Here is a 24450-nt window from a genome sequence, read left to right as displayed (position 1 = left end):
CTAAAACCAAAACTATCCCAGGGAGGGATCCACCTATGAAACTGCTCAAGACTCTGGCCATCACCACCGCGCTCGCCGCGCTGTTCGCCAGCCCCGCCTTCGCCCAGACCCGCATCGCGCTGGTCGTCAAGTCGCTCGGTAACGGCTTCTTCGACGCGGCCAACAAGGGCGCCCAGGAAGCTGCCGCCGAACTCGGCGATGTCGAAGTCATCTATACCGGCCCGACCGCTGCCACTGCCGAAGCCCAGATCGAAGTCATCAACTCGCTGATCGCCCAGCAGGTCGACGCCATCGCCATCTCGGCCAACGATCCCGACGCGCTGGTTCCGGCCCTCAAGAAGGCCATGGAACGCGGCATCAAGGTGATTTCGTTCGACTCGGGCGTTGCTCCCGAAGGCCGCCAGGTTCACCTCAACCCATCCGAAACCAGCCTGATCGGTTCCACCATCATCAAGCTGGCTGCCGACTACCTGCCGGATGGCGGCGACGTTGCCATCCTGTCGGCCTCCTCGACCGCGACCAACCAGAATGCTTGGATCGAAGCCGCCAAGGCTGCACTCCCCAAGGACTTCCCCAATATCAACCTCGTCGCCACCGTTTATGGCGATGACGACTCGGTCAAGTCGACCGACGAAGCCAAGGGCCTGATCGCCTCCTACCCGAACCTCAAGGCCATCATTGCCCCGACCACCGTCGGCGTCGTGGCGGCAGCCCAGGTTGTCACCGACATGGGCCTGATCGGCAAGGTCAATGTGACCGGCCTCGCGCTCCCCTCCGAGTTCAAGCAGTTCATCGACAATGGCGCGAGCCAGGCCGTTGCGCTGTGGAACCCGATCGATCTGGGCTATTCGGCCGTGATGATTGCCAATGACCTGGTCAAGGGCGGCGAGGCCAAGCCAGGCGCAACCCTGGCGATCGGCCGCATGGGCTCGATCACGCTGGACGACACCAACTCCGCAGCGATGGCTCCTCCCTTCACCTTCGACAAGTCCAACATCGAAGAATTCTCGAAGATCTATTGATCTTTCTTCACCTCTCCCTTTGGGGGAGAGGTCGACGTGAAACGTCGGGTGAGGGGGCCTTTCCAAGTGTAGGAAGGCCCCCTCACCCTAACCCTCTCCCCCAAAGGGAGAGGGGACCAGATCGAGCGCGTGGCTGGTTTCGTGCACGCGAAGGAAATGCATATGACCCCACCCGTCCTCACCCTCTCCGGCATCACCAAAACCTTCCCTGGCGTGCGTGCTTTGCACAACGTCTCGCTGGAACTCTTCGCCGGCCAGGTGACCGCCCTGATCGGCGAAAACGGCGCGGGAAAATCCACCCTGGTCAAGGTCATGACCGGCATCTACCAACCTGACGCGGGCGAAATCACCATCGCCGGCAAGCCCGTCACCCTGCCCACCGCCCACGCCGCCTTCGAGGCCGGCGTTACCGCGATCCATCAGGAAACCGTGCTGTTCGACGAGCTGACGGTGGCCGAAAACATCTATCTCGGCCATGCGCCGCGCAATCGTTTCGGGATGATCGATTGGCGCAAGATGCGCGCCGAGGCCAAGGAAACCCTCGATTCCATGGCCGCCGGCATCGATGCGGACATCAAGCTCAAGGAACTCGGCATCGCCAAGAAGCACCTCGTCGCTGTGGCGCGGGCGCTCAGCATCGACGCCCAGATCGTCATCATGGATGAGCCGACCGCGGCGCTGAGCCAGAAGGAAATCGAAGAGCTCTACGTCCTCATCGAACTGCTCAAGCAGGACGGCAAGGCGATCCTGTTCATCTCCCACAAGTTCGACGAAATCTACCGCATCGCCGACCGCTTCACCGTCTTCCGCGATGGCGAAATGGTGGGGACGGGGCTGATCAAGGACACCACCCAAAACCAGATCGTCCAGATGATGGTCGGCCGCTCCGTCGATCACATCTTCCCCGCCCGCAATGCGGTGATCGGCGACACCGTGTTCGAAGCCAAGGGCCTCAGCCACCCCACCGAATTCGACGACATCTCCTTCGCCGTCCGCAAGGGCGAAATCCTCGGCTTCTACGGCCTCGTCGGTGCCGGCCGCAGCGAAGTCATGCAGGCGGTGTTCGGCATGACGCAACCGTCATCCGGAACCATGAGCCTCGATGGACAGACTATCGCGCCGAAATCGGCCGCCGACGCGGTAGAGGCCGGCATCGTCTATGTGCCCGAGGAACGCGGCAAGCAGGGCGTCATCACCGGCCAGCCGATCTTCCAGAACGTCTCGCTGCCCTCGCTAAAAAAGACATCGAGCAACGGCTTCCTCCGCGCCGCCCAGGAATTCGATCTCGCCCGCACCTACACCGAGCGGCTCGACCTGCGCGCCTCCTCGCTCAGCCAGAACGTCTCGACCCTGTCGGGCGGCAATCAGCAGAAGGTGGTGATCGCCAAGTGGCTGGCCACTCATCCCAAGGTCATCATCCTTGATGAGCCCACCAAGGGCATCGATATCGGCTCCAAGGCCGCCGTGCATGGCTTCATGGGTGAACTGGTGGAGCAGGGGCTGTCGGTGATCATGGTGACGTCTGAACTGCCCGAAGTGCTCGGCATGGCCGACCGCATTGTCGTCATGCGCGAGGGGCGCATCATCGCCACCTTGGACAACAAGGGCCTCAAGCCCGAAACGCTTGTGCGTCTTGCGGCCGGTATCGCCGAGGAAGAAGCCGCATGAACCGCCTGCTGAAACATCGCGAAATCTTTCTTGCCATGGCCATCTTGCTGGTTTTGGTGCTGGTCACCGCGCGTTTCCCACGCTTCGCGGCGCCCGGGAACCTGCTGACCATTTTCAACGACACCTCGATCCTGATGATGCTGGCGCTCGGCCAGATGACCGTGATCCTGACCCGCTCCATCGACCTCAGCATGGCTGCCAATCTGGCGCTGACCGGCATGATCGTCGCCATGGTCAATGCCGCTTTCCCCGGCGTGCCAATTCCGCTGCTCATCGGCGGCTGCGTCGTCGTTGGCGGCGCCCTCGGCGCGTTCAACGGCATCCTGGTCTGGAAGCTGAACATTCCGCCCATCGTCGTAACGCTGGGCACCCTCACCATCTATCGCGGCCTGATCTTCGTCATTTCCGGCGGCGCCTGGGTCAATGCCGACCAGATGAGCCCCGATTTCGTCGCCCTGCAGCGTGGCGTGTTCCTCGGCCTGCCGGTGCTGAGCTGGTTCGCCATCGTCGTGGCAATGCTGTTCTGGCTGCTGATGACCCGCACACCCTTGGGCCGCTCGCTCTACGCCATCGGCGTCAATCCGACCGCGTCGGTCTATACCGGCATCGATGTCGGCCGCACCAAGTTCCTCGCCTTCACCATTGCCGGCGCCGTCTCGGGCCTTGCCGGTTACCTCTGGATTTCCCGCTACGTCATCGCCTCCACCGAGGTCGCCAGCGGCTATGAGCTCACCATCATCGCGGCCTGCGTCATCGGCGGGGTCTCCATCGCCGGCGGCATCGGCACCGTCGCCGGGGCATTGCTCGGCGCCATCTTCCTCGGCGTCATCAACAATGCGCTGCCGGTCATCAACATTTCGCCCTTCTGGCAAATGGCCATCTCCGGCGCGGCGATTTTGCTGGCCGTGGTGCTGAATGCGCGTGGCGAACGCCGGCATGGCCGGGTGATTTTGCGGGCGGGGGTGTGATGACGATGAGTTTTCCGAGCGCCGTTTGCGAGTCTTATCACCGGGTCATCCCCGCGAAGGCGGGGACCTCCGTTTCAGGTGCAGGCAAGGATAACAGAGGTTCCCGCCTGCGCGGGAATGACACAGTGGTTGGGACTTATTTCGAGATATGGCAATGACCGATACACCCGCACCCCGCCATCTCCCCAATCGCCTCGACAATCCCCTCCGCTCCACCATCCTGAGCTGGGAGAGCCTGCTCATCATCGTCGCGGTGGTGATCTTCATCATCAACTCGTTCGCGTCGCCCTATTTCCTCAACGCCTATTCCCTCAGCGACCTGACCTTCAACTTCACCGAAAAGGCGCTGATCGCCCTCGCCATGGCGCTGCTCATCATCGCCGGCGAAATCGACCTCTCGGTGGCCGCCATCATCGCGCTGGCCTCCACCCTCATGGGCTTCGCGCTGCAATTCGGTGCCGATACCCCCATGCTGGTCGCCATCGGCGTCGGCACCGGCATCGTCTGCGGCGCTTTCAACGGTTTCCTCGTGACCGGGCTGAAACTGCCCTCCATCGTCGTCACCATCGGCACCATGAGCCTGTTCCGCGGCATTTCCTTCATCATCCTGGGCGACCAGAGCTACAAGGGTTACCCCGCCAGCTTCGCCTGGTTCGGGCAGGGCTATGTCTATTGGGTCATCTCGTTCGAGCTGGTGCTCTTCCTTGTCATGGCGGTGCTCTATTACGTGCTGCTGCACCGCACCAATTTCGGCCGCCGCGTCTACGCCATCGGCAATAATGACATCGCCGCGCAATTCTCCGGCGTCCGCGTCGCGCGCACCAAGTTCATCCTGTTCTGCCTGACCGGCGTCATGAGCGGCATCGCCGCCGTGCTGCTGACCGCGCGGCTGGGCTCCACGCGCCCCTCGATTGCCGAAGGCTTCGAACTCGAAGCCATCACCATGGTCGTCCTCGGCGGCGTGTCGATCCTGGGCGGGGCAGGGTCCATTCTCGGCGTCGTGCTGGCCGCGCTGATCGTCGGCCTCGTCACCTTCGGCCTTGGCCTGCTCAACGTGCCCGGCATTGTCATGACCATCTTCACCGGCTCGCTGCTGATCGTCGTCATCGCCCTGCCGATCCTGTTCCGGCAGTGGCGCAACCGTCGCCCGGCTTAGAGCTTGCCAGCGAGGAAAGCACCCAGCCGATCCAGCCGCGCGATCCATTCGGCCCTGCGCCGCTGGATGATCTGATGCAAAAGTGCGGCCATGGTGTCACCTCCTGATCGTTTAAGCATACGCTTAAGCGAAAAAGCCTTCAACGCTTAAATCATCACTTAAGCGTTGGCGGCGTGTGCGAATTGCGCACTGCGCGAGCCATCAGCCACACTGCCAGCACCACAAACGGCGCGGCGATCGACAGCGTCATGGTCTTTTCGAAGTGCCAGTCCTCCAGCGGCCCCGCCAGCAGATAGCTCAATATCCCCAGTAGGTAATAACTGATGGCGATGGTCGACAGACCCTCGACCGTGCGCTGCAGGTGGAACTGGCTGTTGGCCGTCTGGGCGATATTGTCGAGCACCGACTTGTTCTGGATCTGCATATCCAGCCCGATGCGCACATTGAGCAGCCCGATGGCCCGCTCGATCTTGTCGGACAGCACGCTGAGGCGCTTCTCCATCGCCGCGCAGGTCGCCAGCCCCGGATCGACCCGGTTGCCGATATAATGCGTCAGGCTGGAGCCTGCGCTGGTCGCGCTTTCGCGCAGGCCCGCCAGCCGCGTCCGCAAGATATCCCCATAAGCATGGCTGGCCGCAAAACGATAACCCAGCCGCTCCGACAATTGCCCGGTGCGTACCGATAGCGCATGCAGCGCCGCCAGCGCCGTCTGCACCGTTTCCGGCGTGGTGGCGGTCGATAGCGTTTCGATCAGCGCCGTCAGTTCGATTTCGGTGGCGCGCAGGGCGGGCGATTGCTCGCGCGCCAGCGGCAGGCCGAGCAGCGCCATGGTGCGATAGGTCTCCACCTCCAGCAGCCGCCGCACGATGATCGATCGGCGCAGCACGCTCAATTGCCCGGCGGCCAGCTCGAACCGCGTGAAGTTTTCGGCGTCCGGCACGAAGTCGGTCGCCACCTGGGCGCGGCCGGTATCGAGATCGGAGACGCAGAGGCTGGCCAGCGAAAAGCCGGGCAGAAGGCGTTCGGGCACCTGTGCGTCATCGATTACGTCTATACGCATGGCGCCGATCAGCAGGCTGTCGCCCAGCGCCTGTAGGCCGATATCCTCTGGCCAGTTCTCCATGTCATGCAAATCCGCGCGCCAGGTGACGGTGACGAATTCGGTATGGAATTCCCAAGTGACGTGGCGCGGGCCAATATCGAAGCCATACTGCCGGCTGGCCACGGCGGGCGTCGGCACACCGGCCTCGTGGCAAAACTGCTCGAAGCGGGCGAACACGCGCGTCATCGCCCCGGCCTCGGGCGGCATCACGAAAACCAGCCGGCGAATACGCCCCGCGCCGGACACGATTTCCACCGGGCGCGCATGCACCTCGTCCATGATGGCATGGCGATAGGGATGATCGATCGGGCGCGGCAAGGCCATTTGAGTCTCCGAAAGCCAGAGCGGAACGGCTGTCACATATGACAAGAGCGATGATCGTCCGGTTTGGCAATGCGACCTTCGCGCAGGCGAGACAAGGCGTCGCAGGCGGCCTAGGCGCCCTCGATCATCGACGCTATTGCTTGCGCGATGCCCTTGCCGCCCTTGGGCCAACACAGCCAGAAATTCATGTCATAACGCTCAGGCAGGGCCACCTGCAGCAAGCCCCCAGCAATACGGGCCACCGAGGCCTGCGGCAGCACCGAGACGAAGCCGTGATGCAGCACCATGTTGAGGATGACGGGAATCGAGTCGATTTCCACCAGCTGCACCTTTGCGCGTTCGGTCGGAGTCATGGTTTCCTCAATGATGCGGTTGATGCGCTGCCGCAGGCCGCTGCGCGAACTCGGCACGGCCAGCGGCGCCGAGAGCAGGGCGGTCGTTGCATCTCCGGCTACCGCGCCGACAATAGCCAGCGACGTCCGCGTGATGATGCGGCCATCGAGATCGGGCGGCAGTTCCTCGGTGTCGAGCAATGCCGCGTCGAACTGCCCATTCTTGAGCCCCCGCAACAGGTCCTCGGCGGTGGTCGAACTGACGAACAGCGGAATCCGCGGCCGCTCACGATGCCAGCGGGCCACCAGACTGGCGAGCAGCCGCGCGATCTCGCTTTCGTAACCCAGCGGTATGACCGACCCCAATCGCGCCGTGGCCGCAGTCTTGCGAAACCGATCGTCCGACGCCAGCGACAGCCTCCGCCACGCATCCAGCAAGGTCGTGGCCCGCTCCGCCAGCGCCATCCCGTCGGCCGTCAGCGACGAGCCATCCCGGCTGCGCTCGAGCAGCACCGCCCCAAACGCCAGTTCCAACTGCGCCAACTGCCGCGTCAACTGCGGCTGCCCCAACCCCATCACCCGCGCCGCCCGCCTGATGCTGCCCTGCGCCGCCACCTGAGTAAACCGCTCCAGCGTCTCCAGCTTGATCGTGCCACTCGCCCCAAGCTGGCGCGCCAACGCCGCAGTCGCAGTAATCTCCGGCCCCAGCCGCACCGCCTCCAGCGTCGTCACCAATCCAGCGCCGGCCCGTTCCACCAGCGTGACCGAGATTTCACCCTCCAGCCGGGCTATGGACGCCGCAATGCTGGAGACCGGACGACCGAGTGCCCGTGCCGCCCCGCGCACACTGCGCTCGCGCAGCACCACATCCATGGCGATCAGGGTCGCGGTATCCATTGTCCACCCTTTGGGCAGGCACCGCGGTTGCCTAAGAAACCCGCATAGGCCTGTTCAACAATTGGGATATCCCATGAACCAGAACTATCCAATAGCGTGCTGCGTATGAACCACGTTGCCATCACGTCGACCGGTCCCGCCATTCGCCTCAACGGCAAGCCGTTGAGCTTTTCCGACATTGCCCGCATTGGCGCCCGCCGCGCCCGCCTCGTGGCCGACGAAGCCGCCTTGCAGCGCGTCGCCGAAGCCCGGATCGTGGTCGAGGACGCCATCGCCGCCGGCCAGCCGGTTTACGGCTCCACCACCGGCGTCGGCGCCATGAAGGATGTCGAGTGGTCGGCCGACGAGCTCGACGCCTTCAATCTCGGCCTGGTCCGCGCCCATCATTTCGGCACCGGCGATGCCTTCCCCGCCGACGTCATCCGCACCGCCATGGCCATCCGCGTCAACATGGCGCTGACCGGCCGCGTCGGCTGCACGGTCGAACTGGTCGAGGCCTATCTGGCCCTGCTGTCCAATGACGTGGTGCCCGTCGTGCGCCGCACCGGCTCCATCGGCTGCGCCGATATCGGCCTCATGGGCCAGATCGGCGCCGTGCTGACCGGCGCCGGCGAAGCGCAGTTCAAGGGCATTCGCATGCCGGCCGAAGAGGCTCTGGCCGGCGCCGGGCTCAGGCCCTTCAAGCTCGCCCCGCGCGATAGCCTCGCCTCCATTTCCACCAATGCGGTGGGCTATGCCGCCGCCGCCAACGCGCTGCGTGGCGCCGCCGACGTCACTCGCGTGCTGCTCGCCACCGGCCTCACAACTGCCGGCGCGCTTGGCGCCTCGCGCGATCCGTGGAAGGCCGTCGCTCATGTGGGCACCGACCGCGAAGCGGGCATCGGCGCCTGGCTCTATTTCAACGCCAAGGGCTGGGACTGGCCCAACGCTACGCACATTCAGGACCCGCTCAGCCTGCGCATGATGAGCCAGGTCTTCGCCACCGGGTTCGAAACCCTCGTGGTCGCCGGCAAGACCCTGCTCGCCGCCACCGGCCGCACCGACGACAACCCGGTTGTTGCAGGGGGGCAGGTGCTCACCTCCGGCGGTTCACTCCCCCTGGACGTCAGCGTCTTCATGCAGACGGCGCAACTGGGCCTCACCCATATCGCCCGCAATTCCTTCAACCGCTGCGTTCTCCTGGGCAATGGCGGCCGCCGCGAGCTGCCGGTCAACCTGGTTCCCCCCGGCACTATCGCCACGGGTTTCGGCCCCATCATCAAGCTGGCCGGCGAGCTCTACACCCGCGTGCTGACCCTCACCAATCCGATCTCCGCCAATTCGCTCGTCGTCGCCGGCGGCATCGAGGACGAGGCCACCTTCCTGCCGTTGATCGTCGAACGGCTGGAGCGCCAGGTGCTCGCGCTGCGCCGCCTCGCCGCCATCGAAGGCATTCTCTCCGCCCAGGCCATGGACATCTCCCATGACCGTCCGGGCAACGTGCCGGGCATCATCTACAACCTCGTCCGCCAGCATGCTGACACCTATTGGCAGGATCGCCCGCTATCCGCCGAAGTCGAGGCGGTTGAACTCGCTCTGGGCTCCGATGAACTGATGAGCGAACTTATTTCCCACTCGAAGATTATGGAGTTGGACGAGTTTTTCGCCCTGGGGCCGGTTGCGTAGTTTTTTCCGCCCTAGCTGAATGCCGACAAGACGATAGGCTAAGGACAGACCGGGTGGGAATCCGGACAACAAGGAGATTTCAATGCGCCTCTCTACCAAAATCCTGAGCGCCGCTCTCGCGCTCGCCATGACGGTGACCGCCGCGCAGGCCCAGGTCGTCGTTTCCTCCAAGATCGACACCGAGGGCGGGGTGCTGGGCAACATCATCAAGCAGGTGCTGGAAGCCAACGATATCGCCGTCACCGACAAGATCCAGCTTGGCGCCACCCCGATCGTGCGCGAAGCCATCATTGCCGGCGAAATCGACATCTATCCCGAATATACCGGCAATGGCGCGTTCTTTCTGACCCAGGAAGAGGGTGCCGATCCGCTGCTGTGGAACGACGCCACCAAGGCCTATGAGGAGGTCAAGAAGCTCGACTACGCACAGAACAAGATCGTCTGGCTGCAGCCGTCGCCAGCCAACAACACCTGGGCCGTCGCCATCCGCAACGATGTCGCCACCGCCAACAATATCAAGACCTTCTCCGAATTCGGCGCCTGGGTTGCGGGCGGCGGTGAAGTCAAACTCGCCGCATCGTCCGAGTTCGTGAACTCGCCCGGCGCGCTGCCCAAGTTCCAGGAAGTCTATGGTTTCACCCTGAAGCCAGACCAGTTGGTGACCTTGTCGGGTGGTGATACCGCCGCCACCATCGCCGCGGCTGCCCAGCAGACCAACGGCGTCAACGCCGCCATGGTCTACGGCACCGACGGCGGCATCGCTCCCTCGGGCCTGACCGTGCTGGAAGACGACAAGGGCGTGCAGCCCGTCTACCAGCCCGCGCCGATCATCCGCGAAGCAGTGCTGAAGGAACACCCGGAAATCGAAACCCTGCTTGCACCCGTCTTCGCCAAGCTCGATCTCGTGACCCTGCAGACCCTCAACGGCCGCGTCCAGGTCGGCGGCGAAGCCGCTGCTGCCGTGGCGACCGACTTCCTGACCACCAATGGTTTCTTGAAGTAGGTTTTGAACTTGGGGTGGGGATCGCAAGACCCCCACCCTAACCCTCCCCCTTCAGGGGAGGAGACAGATCGCGCCTCGCCATCATCGAGCCTCTTGCCGAACTCGATGTCACTCCTCCCCCTCCTAGGGGGAGGTCAGGGTGGGGGTAGTCTCCACAAAGCCAAAGGGGCCGCATGAGCATCGCCATTACCGCCGCTCCGTCCCGCCCCGCCTGGTTGTCCCTCGACAAGCTTGGCGTCCTCATCGCCCTGATCGCCGCCTTCGCCGCGACCCAGCCCTTCGCTCTGTTCCGCGCCAACCGCATCGTGCTCGGTGAACCGCGCACGCCGCTCACCGCCCTGCCGGAATCGGCCGCGATCTTCGTTGCCGCCGTCCTCGTCATCGGCTTCATCATCGCCCTGCTGCGCTTCCCCACCCTCGTCAAGCTGATCGCCGGCTTCCTCGTGCTCGCCGTCCTCTTCATCTCCGTCGGCTGGTCCGGCCAATATCTCACCCCCGAAGGCGACACTTTCGCCCGCATTTCCCCCGGCTCCGGCTTCTGGCTCTTCGTCTTCGCTTTCGCGCTGTTGGTTACCGACGTGCTGACCCGGCTGCGCCTAAAACCCTGGCCGCGCATCGCCATCCTCGTCGGCGTCGGCCTCGCGCTCGCCGCGCTATTGCTGAGTGGCGCCTGGAACGACCTGTCCATTCTCAAGGAATACTCGACCCGCGCCGCCCCATTCTGGCAGGAAGCGCGCACTCACCTGATCCTGGCCTTCGGATCCGTTGCCGTGGCTACCATTATCGGCGTGCCGGTCGGCATTCTCTGCTACCGCGTCAAGCCGGTGCGGGCTGCGGTGCTCAACGTGCTCAACATCGTCCAGACCATTCCCTCGATCGCGCTATTCGGCCTGCTAATCGCCCCGCTGGCCTGGGTCGCCGCCACCGTGCCCGGTGCCAAATCCATCGGCATTTCGGGCATCGGCATCGCCCCGGCCTTGGTTGCGCTATTCGCCTATTCGCTGCTGCCCATCGTCTCCAACACGGTGGTGGGCCTGCAAAGCGTATCGCCCGCAGCGATCGATGCGGCCAAGGGCATGGGCATGACAGGCCGCCAGCGCCTGTTCGGCGTCGAACTGCCGCTGGCCTTCCCGGTCATCCTCACCGGCATCCGCATCGTGCTGGTGCAGAATATCGGCCTCGCCACCATTGCCGCCCTGATTGGGGGCGGCGGCTTCGGCGTCTTCGTGTTCCAGGGCATCGGCCAAACGGCGATGGACCTCGTCCTGCTCGGTGCGGTGCCCACCGTGGCGCTGGCCTTTGCCGCCGCCGTGGTGCTGGACGCAGCAGTTGAAATGACTTCGACGGGGATGCGCGCATGATCGAAATCGATGACATCACCAAAACCTATGGCGAAAACACCGTCGTCGACCGCGTCTCGCTGGTCATCGATCCTGGCACCATTTGCGTCATCGTCGGCACCTCAGGCTCCGGCAAGACCACGCTGATGCGCATGATCAACAAGCTGGTCGATCAAACCTCCGGCGCCATCCGCATCGATGGCGAGGACATTGCCGGCATCCCCGCCTATGAACTGCGCCGCCGCATCGGCTACGCCATCCAGGGCCATGGCCTCTTCCCCCACCGCACCGTGGGCCAGAACATCGCCACCGTCCCCAAACTGCTCGGCTGGGACAAGAAGCGCATCGCCGACCGCGTCGAGGAGCTGCTCACCCTGTTCCAGCTCGATCCGGCCCAGTATCGCGATCGCCTGCCCAATGAGCTCTCCGGCGGCCAGCAACAGCGCGTCGGCGTTGCCCGCGCGCTGGCGGCCAAGCCCAACATCCTCCTCATGGACGAGCCCTATGGCGCGCTCGACCCGGTCATCCGCGCCAAGGCGCAGGAAGACCTGCTCGCCGTCCAGCGCCAGTTCGAAACCACCATCGTGCTGGTCACCCACGACATGGAAGAGGCCATCCACCTCGGCACCAAGATCGCCGTCATGGACAAGGGCCAGCTGCTGCAACACGACGTGCCGCAACAGATCATCGCCAACCCCGCGACCCCCTTCGTCGCCGAACTCATCGGCAGCGCCGAGCGCCCGTTCCGCCTGCTGTCGCTCGGCAAGGTCGCCGATCACATCGAGCCCGGTGAAGTCGCCGGCACCCCGCTCGATGCAGGCGTCACCCTGCGCGATGCCTACGCCGAACTGCTCTGGTCCGGCCGTCCGGCTTTGCCGGTCACGCGCGACGGCAAGGTCATCGGGCAGGTGACCCTGGCCCAGCTGGCCCGTCTGGCGGCGCGTCCACAATGAGGATCGGCCTGCTCATCCGGCTGATCGTGCTGGCCGTGCTGCTGGTGTTCCTGATCCATCCGGACACTTTCGCCGGTTTCTTCAGCCTGTTCACCAAGCCCAATCAGCCGCCGATCTACAATCAGGGCAGCCTGCTCGATATCACGCTGAACCACCTGGCCATCGTGCTAACGGCGACCGTGGCCTCCACCCTCATCGCCGTGGGCCTCGCCATTCTGGTCACCCGCCCCTTCGGCGCCGAATTCCTGCCCTTGTCGCGCTCGCTCGCCAATGTCGGCCAAACCTTCCCGCCCGTCGCCGTGCTGGCGCTCGCCGTCCCCATGCTCGGCTTCGGCACCGCGCCAACGCTGGTGGCGCTATTCCTCTATGGCCTGCTGCCCATTTTCGAAAATACCCTGACCGGCCTCACCAATCTGCCCCCCGCCGTCACCGATGCCGCCAAGGGTGTCGGCATGACCGGCTGGCAACGCCTGCTCAAGGTTGAACTGCCGCTAGCCTTGCCGGTCATCCTCGCCGGCATCCGCCTCTCGACGGTGATTTCCCTCGCCACCGCCACCATCGGCTCCACCGTCGCCGCCCGCACCCTTGGCGAAGTCATCATCGCCGGCCTCACCGCCAATAACACCGCCTTCGTCCTGCAGGGCGGCCTCATCGTCGGCGTCCTCGCCGTCCTCATCTACGATGCGCTCTCCGCCCTCGAACGCTTCCTCATGGCAAGAACCGGCCAATTGGGGAGGGCCGCAGCATGAGCCTGGCATTCCCGCCCTCGTGGTTCGAGGCTCGCAAGAGCTCGCACCTCACCATGAGGCCTCAAAGCGATCGCGAAACTCTCGATAGCCCTCATGGTGAGGTGGGAGCGGAGCGACCCTCGAACCACGAGGGCGATGCGCACCAAACCTTGCGGAAGTCCTGAAATGTCCGATTTCGATCTCGTCCTCTCCGGCACCATCGTGCTGCCCACCACCATTATCGAGAACGGCTATGTCGCCGTCCGCGAGGGCAAGGTCATTCACGTCGGCGAGGGCACCCCGCCATCCGCTCGCGAGCGCCACATCCTCGGCAATGCAATGATCCTGCCCGGCGCCATCGATGCGCAGACCCACTCGCTGAGCCAGAAAAACCAGGAAGATTTCATCTGGTCCACCCGCTCGGCCGCCGCTGGCGGCGTCACCACCATCGTCGACATGCCCTATGATGAGGGCAACCTGGTGTGCTCAGCCGAAGCCGTGCGCATCAAGGTCGCCCACGCTTCACCGCAAGCTCGCGTCGATTTCGCCCTCTACGGCACAGTCAACCCGGAGGAGGGCGCCGCCCGCATTCTCGAGCAAGTCGAGGCCGGCGTCGCCGCCTTCAAGTTCTCCACCTTCGGCACCGACCCGATCCGCTTCCCCCGCATTCCCCCCGCACTGCTCGAAGAATGCTTCGCCGCCATCGCCCCCACCGGCCTCACTGCCGGCGTCCACAATGAAGACGATGAAGCCGTCCGCGCCGCCATGGCGAAGGTCAAGGCGCTCGGCATCACCGACTACCGCGCCCACGCTCTCAGCCGCCCGCCGCTGACCGAACTGCTCGCGAGCCTGCAAATCTACGAAACCGGCGCCGCCACCGGCTGCCCCGCCCATGTCGTCCATTGCTCCCTCGGCCGCGGTTACGACATCGCCAAAAGCTACCGCGACCAAGGCTTTGCCGCGACCATCGAGTGTTGCATCCACTACCTCATCCTCGATGAAGAGCACCACGTTGCCCGCCTTGGCGGCAAGGCCAAGATCAATCCACCGATCCGCCCCCGTGCCGAAGTCGAAAAGCTCTGGGAACACGTCCGCGCCGGCAACGTCACCCTGGTCTCCACTGACCACGTCTCGTGGTCGGAAAACCGCAAGACCAATCCCGACATGCTCGCCAACGCCTCCGGCGTCCCCGGCCTAGAGGCCATGGTGCCCCTCTTCGTTAAGGGAGCCCTCGAGCGCAACATCCCCCTGACCTGGGCCGCAAAACTCATGGCCGAAAACCCCGCCAAGCACTTCCGCCTCGATCACGTCAAAGGCGCCCTAACCGCCGGCAAGGACGCCGACATCACCGTCCTCTTCGACCGCCCCAAAACCTACGACGCCGCCGCCAGCGGCAACAACGTCGTCGGCTGGTCACCATACAACGGCATCAACCTCCCCTGGACCGTCGGCATGACCTATCTGCGCGGTCAGTTGGCCTTCGACGGAACAACCGTTCTGAGCCAGCCCGGCACTGGTCGGTTCATTCGGCCGGAGATCCGGTCTTGATCCCCAACTCACCCATCCGCGCCGACCGCATCGGCGCCGATATCGACGCCCTCGCGGCGATCACCGAACCGGGTCGTCCCTACACCCGTCGCGCCTTCACACCGAAATTCCTTGAAGGTCGCGCTTGGCTGCAGCAAGAAATCCAGCGTGCTGGATTTTTAAGCCACATCGACGCCGCCGGAAACCTCATCGCCACCATCCCCGGCACCCGTCCGGAACTGGGCACAATCATGCTCGGCTCGCACTCCGATACCGTCCCCGATGGCGGCCGCTTCGACGGCATTGCTGGCGTCGTTGCCGCGCTGGAAGTGGCCAGAGCCCTGAAAGATCAAGGTATTAACCTAGATCACACGCTGGAAATCGTCGATTTCCTGGCCGAGGAAGTCTCCATCTTCGGCGTCTCCTGCATCGGCAGCCGGGGGATATCCGGCACACGCCCGCCCGAATGGCTCGCTCGCAGCAGCGATGACCTGACCCTGGAAGCCAGCATCACCCAGGTCGGCGGAAACCCCGCGGTTGACGCAAAGCGTAACGATATCAAGGCCTTCCTCGAACTGCACATCGAGCAGGGCCCGGTCTTGCAGGACGAATATCTCGACATCGGCGTCGTCACCGCCATTGCGGGGATAACGCGCATAGAAATTATCGTCACCGGCCGCGCTGACCATGCTGGCACAACCCCCATGGGTTCGCGCCAGGATGCCCTGACCACCGCCGCCTGGATCGCGCTGGGTGTCGAGGAACTCGGTAAGGCCTTGGCGCAAAACGAGTTTCACTTCGCCGCCACCGTCGGCGAGTTCGTTATGGAGCCCAACGCCGCCAACGTCGTGCCGGCCAAAGTCCGCATGCTGATCGATGCCCGCGCCGAATCGCGGCCGGACATGGAGCGCTTCATCGAAGAACTCGGCCGCGGTATCGCTACCATCGGGGATAAGACGGGGGTCACCGTCTCCGAACCCCGCATCGTCTCCGACAATCACCCCACGCCCTGCGACGAAGACCTACTCGATGTCCTTGATATTGCTTGCGATACCACCGGTGCCACACATCGGCGCATGGCCTCGGGCGCCGGTCACGACACCGCCTGGATGGCGAGGATAACGCGAGCAGCGATGATCTTCATTCCGTGCCGCGACGGCCGCAGCCACTCGCCGGACGAATTCACCACCACCGAAGCGATCGCCCAAGGCGCTGCCGTCCTGCTGGACGCTGTCATCGCGCTCGATAAAAATCTACAAGAGGATCAATAGCATGGGTCGTATTCTGACCGAAAAGGACGTCGAACCCGCAGTCAAGGGCGGCTCCGTCTACGCCGCCGGCGGTGGCGGCTGGGCTGATCATGGGCGCATGCTGGGTTATGCGGCCGTGGGTATCGGCAAGCCGGAATTGGTGAGCATCGACGAGCTTAATGACAGTGATTGGGTAGCAACGGCCGCAGCAATTGGCGCCCCCGCGTCCACCACGCCGTGGGAAATGCAGGGCGTCGATTATATCAAGGCGGTCTCGCTGTTGCAGGACACGCTGGGCGAGAAACTCAGCGGGCTGATGGTGGGACAGAACGGCAAGTCATCGACGCTGAACGGTTGGTTGCCCTCGGCCATGTTGGGCACCAAGGTGGTCGACGCCGTCGGCGACATGCGGGCGCATCCCACCGGGGACATGGGCAGCATTGGGCTGGCCGGTTCGCCGCTCCAGATGATCCAGACTGCCGTCGGCGGCAACCGCAGCGAGAATCGCTATATCGAGCTGGTGGTCAAGGGCGCGACGGCCAAGGTTTCGCCGGTGCTGCGTACGGCGGCCGACCAGTCCGGCGGCTTCATCGCCTCCTGCCGCAACCCGGTCCGCGCCAGCTACGTGCGCGACAATGCGGCGCTGGGTGGCATTTCGTTGGCATTGGCGCTGGGCGAGGCGATCATCGCGGCAGAAGGCAAGGGGCCGGGCTCGGTGATCGACGCCATCGTCAAGACTACCGGCGGCACGATTTTGACCCGCGGCACGGTGCAGGCCAAGGACGTGGTCTACACCAAGGACGCTTTCGATATCGGCACCATCACGCTGGGTGAAGGCGACAGCGCGTCGACGCTGCATCTGATGAACGAATACATGGCGGTCGAGGATGCGGGCGGGACGCGGCTGGCGACGTTTCCCGATGTGATCACGACGCTCGATGCTTCCGGCACTCCGTTGTCGGTGGGGCAGGTGCGGGTCGGCATGTATCTGTTCGTGCTGCATGTGCCCAAGACGATTATTCCGTTGGCGTCGAGCGTGCTTGATCCGAGCGTTTATCCCTATGTGGAGAAATCGATGGGGATCGAATTGGCGAAGTATGCGCTGGACGGCGCGACACGATAGATGGCGCGTGATCGTGGGCTGGAGGAATTGATCCTCGATGACCTGGGGGATCTGCCGGGACTGACGAGCAAGCCGATGTTCGGGGGGCTGGCATGGATGCTGGATGGGCACCTGTTGTGCGGCGCCCGCGATGTCGGGCTGATGGTGCGGCTGGGCAAGGGCAATGACGGTTGGGCGGTGGCGCTGGACGATGTCGGGCCGATGGTCATGGCGGGTCGGGAGATGTCCGGCTGGGTTCGGGCGGGACTTGATGCCTGTGCTGATGATGATGTGCGCAAGCGGCTGCTGGACGCGGCACTGGCCTTTGTCAGGACGTTGCCGCCGAAGGTTTAGTTCCCTGCGCCTACCCCTTCGCCCTTTGTGGGAGAAGGTGCCCGAAGGGCGGATGAGGGTTTTGCTAAAACCATCGAAGCGATGGGGGGTGCCGAACCCCTCACCCTGGATTTCTGCTGAACGCAGTAATCCTGTCCCTCTCCCACAAGGGGCGAGGGAAGGAAGAAAAGGACTTGGAGAAGAAATGCCCACACCCAATCCCCTCCACCCCAATTTCCCCATTCCCGGTGGCTCCGAACTGCGCGCCAAGGGCTGGCGGCAGGAGGCGCTGCTGCGGCTGCTGGAGAATGTGCTGGCGGTGGGGGAAAACCCCGACCAGCTCATCGTTTATGCGGCTTTGGGCAAGGCCGCGCGCAACTGGGCGAGCCACAAGGCCATCGTCGAAACCCTGCTGCGCATGGACGAGGACCAGACGCTGATCATCCAGTCGGGCAAGCCGATTGGGTTGCTCAAGACCCATGCCAAGGCGCCGCTGGTGATCATGGCCAATTGCAACATTGTCGGGCAATGGGCCAAGGCTGAAATATTCTACGAACTGGAGAAAAAAGGCCTGATCTGCTGGGGCGGACTGACGGCAGGGGCGTGGCAGTACATCGGCAGCCAGGGCGTGATCCAGGGCACTTATGAGATTTTCATGCGTATCGCTGAAAACCGCTTCAACGGTTCGCTGGCTGGGCGCTTCATCCTGACTGCCGGGCTTGGCGGCATGGGCGGGGCGCAGCCGCTGGCCGGGCGGATGGCCGGCGCGGCGATCCTCTGCGTCGATATCGATGCGGAGCGGGCGGAAAAGCGCAAGCAGATTGGCTATCTGGAGGAGATCGCGCCGGACCTGGATACGGCGCTGGCGATGATCGACAAGGCAGTAGCGGAAAAGCGGGCGACCTCGATCGGGTTGGTGGGTAACGCCGCCGAGATCTATCCCGAGATTTACCGCCGCGGCATCGTGCCCGATATCGTCACCGACCAGACCTCGGCGCATGACTTGGTCTATGGCTATGTGCCCAAGGGGATGAGCCTGGCCGAAGTGCGGCGACTGCGCGAGGAAGGGCCGGCGCAATTGATGGCGGCGAGCCGCGCCTCGATTGTCGATCACGTCCGCGCCATGCTGGCCTTCCAGCAAGCGGGCAGCGAAGTGTTCGACAACGGCAACCTGATCCGCACCCACGCCAAGGCCGGCGGGGTCAAAAATGCCTTCGATATCAAGATCTTCACCGAGGCCTATCTGCGGCCGCTGTTCGCCAAGGCGATCGGGCCGTTCCGCTGGATGGCCCTGTCTGGCGACCCCACCGATATTGCCAAGATCGACGACAAGCTGCTGGAGATGTTCCCCGACAACAAGATTGTCACTAACTGGATCGCCCTGGCGCGTAAGCACGTGCCGTTCGAAGGCCTGCCGGCGCGGATCGCCTGGCTGGGGCACGGCGAGCGCACCGCATTGGCGCGGGCGGTCAACGCCATGGTGGCGGATGGCACACTGGCGGGGCCAGTGGCGTTCAGCCGCGACCATCTCGATGCCGGTGCCATGGCGCATCCCAATATCATGACCGAACGGATGAAGGACGGCTCCGACGCCATCGCCGATTGGCCGCTGCTCGACGCCATGCTGCTGTGCTCATCGATGGCCGACCTGGTGGTGGTCCACTCCGGCGGCGGCGGCTATGCCGGATATATGACGTCGGCAGGCGTCACTGTGGTCGCCGACGGCACCGAGGCCGCCGACGAGCGGCTGGAGCGGGCACTGACCAACGATACCGCGCTAGGCGTGATGCGCTACGCGGATGCGGGGTATGAGGAGAGTTTCGAGGAGATCGAGGCGAAGGGGATTCGGCATATCAAAGTTGGATAGCGCGGTACCCCTCACCCTGATTTTCTGCTGAACGCAGAAAATCTGTCCCTCTCCCACAAGGGGCGAGGGGGTTATCCGGTTTGCCGCAATCCCGTGAGAGTGGGGCCAGAGGGGCGGATGAGGCTCGTGTAGGTTGAAATTCTGGTCAGACTGACCTAATTTGATCGCATAGGAGGCCGTGATGGCAAATTGGCAGGTGCAGCAGGCAAAGAGTCACTTCAGCGAGGTGATCGAGAGGGCTCAGAAGGAGGGCCCGCAGACGATCACCAAACATGGGGTGGATACCGCGGTCGTGTTGTCGGTGGAGGAGTATCGGCGGTTGAAGGGTCCCGAGCGAACTCTCATCGACCTGCTTCTGGGCGGGCCAAAATTCGATGACTTCGAACTGCCACCACGTGAAATCGACCCCCCCACGTGAGTTCAATTGGGATGAGGACGAAGACGTGGCTCCCGCCAAAAAGTGAGCTACCTGTTTGACACCAATGTTGTGTCCGAGACGCGCAAGCGGCGGCCGCCGCCGCAAATCGTTGCGGTGCTCAATGCCATACCGCTGAGCGCAGCGCATATCAGTGTGTTGACGTTGGGGGAGATGCGGCGTGGCGCGGTTATGAAGGCCGCCTCCGATCCCGGTTCGGCAGCCGAATTCGAGCTTTGGCTTGCAGACATCGAAACGACGTTGGCGGGCCGCATACTTCCGATCACACCTGGTATTGCTTCCCGTTGGGGAGAAATGAGCGCCGGGCGTACGCGCCCGGTGATCGACACGCTGCTGGCCGCGACGGCCTCGGTACACGGGCTGACAGTGGTTACGCGCAACATCCGAGATTTCCGTGATCTGGGTGTATCGGTGCTCAATCCCTGGAGCAGCTAAACCTCGTTGCGCCAGCTATATTGCGGCGAATAGCCGAGCATCTTCTTGGCCTTTTCGATCGAGAGTAGGGTGCCGTTCTGGGTGAGGTTGCCCTTGGTGGGCACGCCGGGGAACACCTCGGCCAGCAGCGACATGTTGGAGCGGCTCATCACCGTATCGGCGTTGGCGATGATGAAGGCCTCAAAGCCGGTGAAATCGGCCTGGATCGAGCGGCGGACGGCCTGGGCGCCATCGCGGGCATCGATATAGCCCCACAGGTTCCATTTGCGGCCGCGCGGATCGGCGTCGAATTTGGGGAAGGCAGCGTAGTCTTCGGGGTTCATCACATTGGAGAAGCGTAGGCCGACGATGCGCAATGACGGGTCCCAGCGGCAGAACTGGGCCGCCATGGTTTCGTCGAGCAGCTTGCCAAGCGAATAGGCACTTTCGGGGCGGGGAAAGTATTCTTCGTCCACCGGGGCGTAAGGCGGCGGGGTGTCGAAGGGCAGGCCGAGCACGGTTTCGCTGGAGGCGAAGACGATGTTCTTGATGCCGGCGAGGCGGCTGGCCTCGAACACATTGTAGGTGGTCGGCACATTGTTGGCGAAGGTCTTGGCATTGGGGGCGAGGCCCGGCGCCGGAATGGCGGCCAGATGCACCACGGCTTCGAACGGCCCGCCGCGCTCATCGACGCCGCCCAGGATGGCGCTGGCGACCTGGCCGAAATCGGTCAGATCCACGCGCACGCTTTTGCAGATCGGCTCGCTCAAAGCCTGCTGATCGATGTTCAACACATCATAGCCATGGGCGACGAGGTCGCGCAGAACCGCACGTCCAAGCTTGCCGCTACCGCCCGTCACCAGAACCTTGGCCATCGTTTCCTCCAGTTTTTTGAAGCACTTGGCTCCGAGTCTTGGCATCAGCTTAGGCCCGAACGCCGGTGCTGCCAACCCGGCTCAACGGTAAACGAGGTATGAACGGCCTCCTCAGAAGGGGTTCAATGCCGGGGGCGCTTTATGGCGGTCAAGGGCAGCCAGACGGCGGCCAGAACCGGACGAGGCTCCAAGCGAGCGTCGCCTACCACAGGAGCCTCAAATGCAAAAGTTCGCAATCATCACCACTATCGCCACCCTGACCATGGTCGTCACCACGATCGCCAGCTCGGCGGCTTTCGTCGCCGCCCCCCGTACGCCCCGCAACACACCAGCCGTCAGCCACACCGAGTGCGGCGATAGCCTGGGCCATTTTCGCAGCGTAAACCGCGCCGACATCGAGTCGATCGACGGCCAGAACGTTATGCTGATCCGTGTCTGCGACGACGGCAGCCTTGCAAGCAACGACTCGTACGGCTCGCTGTTCATCAACGGCAATGTCGAGACCTTGCGCATGCCGATCGCCCGCAACTACACGCTGATGAGCGCCCTCGACGAAGAAGGCCTCGATCAGAACGACGTCGTCTCGCTGCAATTCGGCGCCAATGACAGCGTGGTCCTCTACGTCTACGACCGCTTCATGCGCTAAACAGCCGCCCGAGAGTTTGCCGCCCGGATGAACGCTTTCTGAACATCGATTTCAGCATGGGTTCAAGGCGGATGCGGCAAACTCCAATCATCGAAACCACCAAGCCGTTGAGGGAGACATGAAATGAACAAGCATCAGGAAAAAGTTTTAGTCGCCACGCTCTGCGGCCTGGTTATCACCGCCGCTGCCGCTTTCGCCGTGCAGCCAGCCATGGCCGCCGGATATGGCGTCGACCAGTTGGCGCAGGTCAGCGGCGTTGCCGATTGGGATCATCTCAACGTGCGCAAGTGGCCCGCTGCCTATTCGCAGAAGGTCGGCGCTTTCGCCTCGCAGACCCATGTCTGGGTCGATCGCTGCATCGAAGTTCCCAACAGCGCCGATTGGTGCCTGGTCGATCGGGCCGGGCTCAAGGGCTGGGTCAATTCCAAATTCCTGACCCTGGCCGGCGACGACTGGGATATCTAACCGCTCTCGCCGCAAGAGCGGTTGTCCATCCGCGCGGCGATCCGGTTGCACCCTGGAGCACTCCAGGGGCCGAAGGTTCGCGCGGATGGACTTCCATCCTCACTGAGTTCTGCAACGTGCCTGCCTCTTCCCAAGCCTTGTTGACTTTTCCGGTCTGGTGCTGTTCGCAAGACAGCCTGGACCGGAGTTTTTTTATCATGGATGCCAATCCCATTCTCGCCGAGCTGACGCGCGGCAACTGGGTCGAAAATATCTTCCGCGGCGCTTTCGCGGTAGTCGACGCGGATGGCTCCATCATCGCCGCGAGCGGCGATATCGAGCGGGCGGTGTTTCCGCGCTCGGCGATCAAGTCCATGCAGGCGCTGCCGATTTTCGCGCGCGATGCCGAGGACAAGTTTCATCATAGCGCCGAGGAACTGGCGCTGGCCTGTTCGTCCCATCATGGACAGGATGTCCATGTGGCGGTTGCGTCCGGCCTGCTGGCTCGGTTGGGCCTATCGGCCGCCGATCTGGAATGCGGCGCACATGCCCCCACCAATGCGGCGGCGCGCGAGGCCTTGCGGGCCAGCGGCGGCGAGCCGAGCCCGCTGCACAACAATTGTTCGGGCAAGCATTCCGGCATGCTGAGCGTGGCGCTGGCCATGGGCGTGCCCACCGCCGGCTATGTGGGGCGAGAGCATGAGGTGCAGCGCGCGGTGCGCACGGCAGTCGAGACGGTGATCGGCGAGCCGCTGACCGAGGGAAAATGCGGCACCGATGGCTGCTCTATCCCCACTTATGCCGCGCCGCTGCGGGCCTTCGCCTATGGTTTTGCGCGCATGGCGACGGGGAAAGGGCTGCCGGCTGATTACGCCAACGCGGCGCAGCGCCTGTTCGATGCGGCGACCAGCCATCCGCATCTGGTGGCGGGCACGGGCCATTCCGATACGCTGATCATGCAGGCCTTTGGCGGGCGGGTAATGCAGAAGATCGGCGCCGAAGGCGTGCAATGCGGCGCCATCCGCGACAAGGGCTGGGGCTATGCCATCAAATGCGACGACGGCAATACCGCCGCCTCGCAAGCCATGCTGGCCGGCCTGCTGCTGGCAATCGCCGATCCCGACGCGGCGCAGCGGGCCGTGCTTGAGAAATTCGCCAGCCAAACTATCCGTAGCGTGCGCGGGGCAGATGTGGGCGTGTTGGAATCCCGAATAGCGGTTTGAAGCAGGATTGTTCCAACAGTTTTTCGGATTTTCCAGGAAACTGTTGGAACCATTGAAAAGATATGCTAATTCTGTTCCAACAGAAAACCACTGAAACCGAGAAAAATGTTGGAACTTCGCGGCATAGAGGAATTCAACAACGATCAGCGGCGTGAATTCGTCAATACGCAGCAACGCTTTAGCGCCTGGACGTCGGCGCGGCGCCGCCTGCTGGAAACCCGAGGGTCGATGGTCTGGCAAGCCAAAAAAGGCTCGGACTACCTTCTGCGCAGCTATTACGACAAATCCGGCATACGCCGCCAGCGCGGCTTGGGCGTGCGGTCGGAGCAAACCGAAACGCTCAAACGCGAATACGAAAACAGTCGCGATGAAGCCAAGGCACGCTTCAAGGAAATTGACGCGGTGCTGGCTCGGCAGGCGGCGATAAACCGCGCACTGGCTCTTGGGCGCGTTCCGATGCCAACCGCCCGGATCATGCGCGCGCTGGACGACATCGGAGCATTGGGCGCTGGCATTCGGGTCGTCGGCACGAACGCTATCTACGCCTATGAAGCTGCCGCTGGAGTCGTCGTCGATGCCGGCATTACTGCCACCGGCGATATCGATCTGTTGTTCGACAGTCGGGGTGGGCTGCGCTTCGTCATTTCCGACGATATTTCCGAGCCCTCCCTGCTGGCGGTGCTCCAGGGTGTGGACAAGACGTTCCATCGAACTGCCCAATCCTTCCGCGCGGAAAACGCCGAGGGCTATATGGTCGATCTGATCAAGCCGATGCGCAATCCACCCTGGAAGCCTGATCGGACGCAGCTAGGCGACGATGACGCGGATATGGTCGCCTCGGAGATCGAAGGCCTGGTGTGGCTGGAGAATGCGCCGGTATTCGAGGCCATTGCCATCGACGAGCGCGGCTTTCCACTGCGGATCGTTGCCGCCGATCCACGCGTGTTCGCAGCTCATAAACACTGGGTGTCGCAGCGGATCGATCGCGAGCCGATCAAGCGGCGGCGAGACGCGGATCAGGCAGTCGTGGTTGGCGGTATTGTCGGGCATTACCTGACCTATCTGCCGTTCGAGATCGCGGAGCTGAAGATGTTGCCTAAGACAGTTGCTGAAGCGGCTGCGCCTTTGTTCGCAGTGGCATAGCGAATGCCACCGGATCATCCGGCGGCAGCATT

The 24450-nt window shown here is 63.5% G+C and carries 23 protein-coding genes; 20 read left to right on the top strand and 3 right to left on the bottom strand.

The features are described from left to right. Positions 1-35: 35 nt before the first annotated feature. The 4 genes from rhaS (at position 36) to JWR51_RS18740 (ending at position 4814) form a co-directional block, all read left to right on the top strand. Positions 36-1022: a rhamnose ABC transporter substrate-binding protein gene (gene rhaS, locus JWR51_RS18755; RefSeq protein WP_299751043.1), complete on the top strand. Its 987-nt coding sequence runs from the start codon at positions 36-38 to the stop codon at positions 1020-1022. Positions 1023-1184: 162 nt separating this feature from the next. Continuing rightward, complete coding sequence (locus tag JWR51_RS18750) at positions 1185-2690, top strand: sugar ABC transporter ATP-binding protein (protein ID WP_299751041.1); 1506 nt, start codon at positions 1185-1187, stop codon at positions 2688-2690. Then, positions 2687-3658 (top strand): ABC transporter permease, encoded by a 972-nt coding sequence (locus tag JWR51_RS18745; protein ID WP_299751039.1) that lies wholly within the window; start codon positions 2687-2689, stop codon positions 3656-3658. The genes JWR51_RS18750 and JWR51_RS18745 overlap by 4 nt, the downstream gene beginning before the upstream one ends. Before the next feature lie 154 nt (positions 3659-3812). Then, positions 3813-4814, top strand: coding sequence for an ABC transporter permease (locus JWR51_RS18740; protein WP_299751036.1), 1002 nt, complete (start codon positions 3813-3815; stop codon positions 4812-4814). 154 nt (positions 4815-4968) lie between these two features. Here the strand turns inward: JWR51_RS18740 and JWR51_RS18735 are convergent, their stop codons facing one another. After that, entirely contained in the window at positions 4969-6240 is a 1272-nt protein-coding gene (locus tag JWR51_RS18735; RefSeq protein ID WP_299751033.1) for a DUF3422 domain-containing protein, read from the bottom strand. A gap of 110 nt (positions 6241-6350) precedes the next feature. Further along, positions 6351-7469: a LysR family transcriptional regulator gene (locus tag JWR51_RS18730; RefSeq protein ID WP_299751031.1), complete on the bottom strand. Its 1119-nt coding sequence runs from the start codon at positions 7467-7469 to the stop codon at positions 6351-6353. A 105-nt stretch (positions 7470-7574) separates the two neighbouring features. On the opposite strand from JWR51_RS18730, the gene JWR51_RS18725 reads away from it, so the two are divergent. The 12 genes from JWR51_RS18725 to JWR51_RS18670 all read left to right on the top strand — a co-directional run bounded on the left by JWR51_RS18725 (position 7575) and on the right by JWR51_RS18670 (position 20108). Then, positions 7575-9134: an aromatic amino acid ammonia-lyase gene (locus JWR51_RS18725; RefSeq protein WP_299751028.1), complete on the top strand. Its 1560-nt coding sequence runs from the start codon at positions 7575-7577 to the stop codon at positions 9132-9134. An 82-nt stretch (positions 9135-9216) separates the two neighbouring features. Next, positions 9217-10137, top strand: coding sequence for an ABC transporter substrate-binding protein (locus JWR51_RS18720; protein ID WP_299751025.1), 921 nt, complete (start codon positions 9217-9219; stop codon positions 10135-10137). 173 nt (positions 10138-10310) lie between these two features. After that, entirely contained in the window at positions 10311-11498 is a 1188-nt protein-coding gene (locus JWR51_RS18715) for an ABC transporter permease (protein ID WP_299751022.1), read from the top strand. Continuing rightward, positions 11495-12430: an ABC transporter ATP-binding protein gene (locus JWR51_RS18710; RefSeq protein ID WP_299751019.1), complete on the top strand. Its 936-nt coding sequence runs from the start codon at positions 11495-11497 to the stop codon at positions 12428-12430. Before JWR51_RS18715 ends, JWR51_RS18710 begins: the two co-directional genes overlap by 4 nt. Then, positions 12427-13179, top strand: a complete 753-nt coding sequence (locus tag JWR51_RS18705; RefSeq protein ID WP_299751016.1) for an ABC transporter permease — start codon at positions 12427-12429, stop codon at positions 13177-13179. Before JWR51_RS18710 ends, JWR51_RS18705 begins: the two co-directional genes overlap by 4 nt. Before the next feature lie 165 nt (positions 13180-13344). Next, the gene (locus JWR51_RS18700) at positions 13345-14706 is read left to right on the top strand and encodes an amidohydrolase family protein (RefSeq protein WP_299751013.1); all 1362 of its coding nucleotides are present in this window, start codon (positions 13345-13347) and stop codon (positions 14704-14706) included. Continuing rightward, positions 14703-15956: a Zn-dependent hydrolase gene (locus JWR51_RS18695; RefSeq protein WP_299751010.1), complete on the top strand. Its 1254-nt coding sequence runs from the start codon at positions 14703-14705 to the stop codon at positions 15954-15956. The genes JWR51_RS18700 and JWR51_RS18695 overlap by 4 nt, the downstream gene beginning before the upstream one ends. A 1-nt stretch (position 15957) precedes the next feature. After that, positions 15958-17058, top strand: a complete 1101-nt coding sequence (locus JWR51_RS18690) for a DUF917 domain-containing protein (RefSeq protein ID WP_299751007.1) — start codon at positions 15958-15960, stop codon at positions 17056-17058. Then, complete coding sequence (locus JWR51_RS18685) at positions 17059-17391, top strand: TfoX/Sxy family protein (RefSeq protein WP_299751004.1); 333 nt, start codon at positions 17059-17061, stop codon at positions 17389-17391. A gap of 184 nt (positions 17392-17575) precedes the next feature. Beyond that, positions 17576-19237: a urocanate hydratase gene (locus JWR51_RS18680; RefSeq protein WP_299751001.1), complete on the top strand. Its 1662-nt coding sequence runs from the start codon at positions 17576-17578 to the stop codon at positions 19235-19237. Positions 19238-19418: 181 nt separating this feature from the next. Continuing rightward, complete coding sequence (locus JWR51_RS18675) at positions 19419-19655, top strand: type II toxin-antitoxin system Phd/YefM family antitoxin (protein ID WP_299750998.1); 237 nt, start codon at positions 19419-19421, stop codon at positions 19653-19655. A gap of 42 nt (positions 19656-19697) precedes the next feature. Further along, positions 19698-20108: a type II toxin-antitoxin system VapC family toxin gene (locus JWR51_RS18670; protein WP_299750995.1), complete on the top strand. Its 411-nt coding sequence runs from the start codon at positions 19698-19700 to the stop codon at positions 20106-20108. Here the strand turns inward: JWR51_RS18670 and JWR51_RS18665 are convergent. Beyond that, the gene (locus JWR51_RS18665; RefSeq protein ID WP_299750992.1) at positions 20105-20962 is read right to left on the bottom strand and encodes an NAD(P)-dependent oxidoreductase; all 858 of its coding nucleotides are present in this window, start codon (positions 20960-20962) and stop codon (positions 20105-20107) included. The two genes, JWR51_RS18670 and JWR51_RS18665, sit on opposite strands and share 4 nt — an antisense overlap. 220 nt (positions 20963-21182) lie before the next feature. Here JWR51_RS18665 and JWR51_RS18660 point away from each other — a divergent pair, with 220 nt between their 5' ends. From JWR51_RS18660 to JWR51_RS18645, 4 genes are all read left to right on the top strand, one after another. Continuing rightward, a complete protein-coding gene (locus JWR51_RS18660; RefSeq protein ID WP_299750989.1) occupies positions 21183-21608 on the top strand; it encodes a hypothetical protein in 426 nt (141 codons plus the stop codon). Between the two features lie 123 nt (positions 21609-21731). Then, complete coding sequence (locus tag JWR51_RS18655) at positions 21732-22073, top strand: hypothetical protein (RefSeq protein WP_299750986.1); 342 nt, start codon at positions 21732-21734, stop codon at positions 22071-22073. Between the two features lie 197 nt (positions 22074-22270). After that, positions 22271-23275, top strand: a complete 1005-nt coding sequence (locus JWR51_RS18650; RefSeq protein WP_299750983.1) for an asparaginase — start codon at positions 22271-22273, stop codon at positions 23273-23275. Positions 23276-23380: 105 nt separating this feature from the next. Then, positions 23381-24418, top strand: a complete 1038-nt coding sequence (locus tag JWR51_RS18645) for a nucleotidyltransferase domain-containing protein (RefSeq protein WP_299750980.1) — start codon at positions 23381-23383, stop codon at positions 24416-24418. Positions 24419-24450: the final 32 nt, after the last annotated feature.

It is taken from the genome of Devosia sp., from assembly GCF_028290625.1.
Taxonomy (GTDB): Bacteria; Pseudomonadota; Alphaproteobacteria; order Rhizobiales; family Devosiaceae; genus Devosia.
This window is presented reverse-complemented; position numbering and strand designations above follow the sequence as displayed.